This is a genomic window from Oleiphilus sp. HI0125, assembly GCF_001635355.1.
In genome coordinates, this window is record NZ_LWGF01000012.1 from 1 (window position 1) to 961 (window position 961).

At 42.5% G+C, this 961-nt stretch carries 2 protein-coding genes; both read left to right on the forward strand.

The genetic code is table 11. The annotated features are described in order from the left end of the window. Positions 1 to 195, forward strand: a 195-nt coding sequence (locus A3762_RS00525) for a GlsB/YeaQ/YmgE family stress response membrane protein (protein ID WP_068753595.1), incomplete at its 5' end; no start/stop codon positions are given. A 236-nt stretch (positions 196 to 431) separates the two neighbouring features. Further along, positions 432 to 961, forward strand: a 530-nt coding sequence (locus A3762_RS00530; RefSeq protein ID WP_068753597.1) for a LysE/ArgO family amino acid transporter, incomplete at its 3' end; no start/stop codon positions are given.

A 961-nucleotide genomic window follows, 5' to 3' on the forward strand; every position in this document is an offset into this window, starting at 1 on the left:
GCAGGCCAAATTATGAAAGGCATAGGGTTTGGCTTAGTTGGAAATATAGTTGTTGGTATTGTTGGCGCATTCATAGGCAGCTTCGTACTGCAACTCCTTGGCTTGTACGCCGGTGGAATTTTAGGTTCGATCGTTAGCGCCACCTTAGGTGCCGTCATCCTGCTTGCAGTCATTGGAGCTATCAAAAAAGCATAAATACCTTATCGTGGAAATTTTCCAATATTACGGCTGCGATTGGCTTGTAATGATCTTTACCTTTTTGGCAACCTATCAATTAGGCAGCAAGCATCGCTATGGCTTTATTACCATGATGGCCGCTAATATTTGCTGGGCTACGCTGGGGATTTTAACAGGTAGCATCGCAATGCTTATCGCCAACATCATTATTTTCTGTATGAACCTAAGAGCTTATATAAGGTGGTAGCGACGCAATGAGCGCAATACTGACAGGATTTTCTTTGGGCCTGTCATTGATTTTGGCAATCGGCGCTCAAAACGCATTTGTTCTGAAGCAAGGACTCAAAAAAGAACATGTATTTGTTAGCTGCTTTATCTGTGCGCTTTCAGATGCCATTCTTATTTCGGCAGGCGTATTCGGATTTGGCGCTCTCGTTACTACTTATCCGCAAATAGAAACCCTTGCACGTTATGGCGGTGCAATATTCTTACTGTTTTATGGCTTAAGCAGTTTCTATAGTGCTTGCACTGTTAAGCATGAGCTTACCGAAAGCCAAGAAAACACATCAAGCATATTAACGACAATATTAACCTGCCTTGCTTTTACATGGCTCAATCCTCATGTTTATTTGGACACTGTAGTATTGCTTGGCTCCATCTCTACACAATATGGTGAGTTACAATACTGGTTCGGATTCGGTGCCGTTATCGCATCATTTACTTTCTTCTTTTCACTTGGATATGGTGCTCGGTTCCTAAGACCAATCTTTGCCCAAGCAAAATC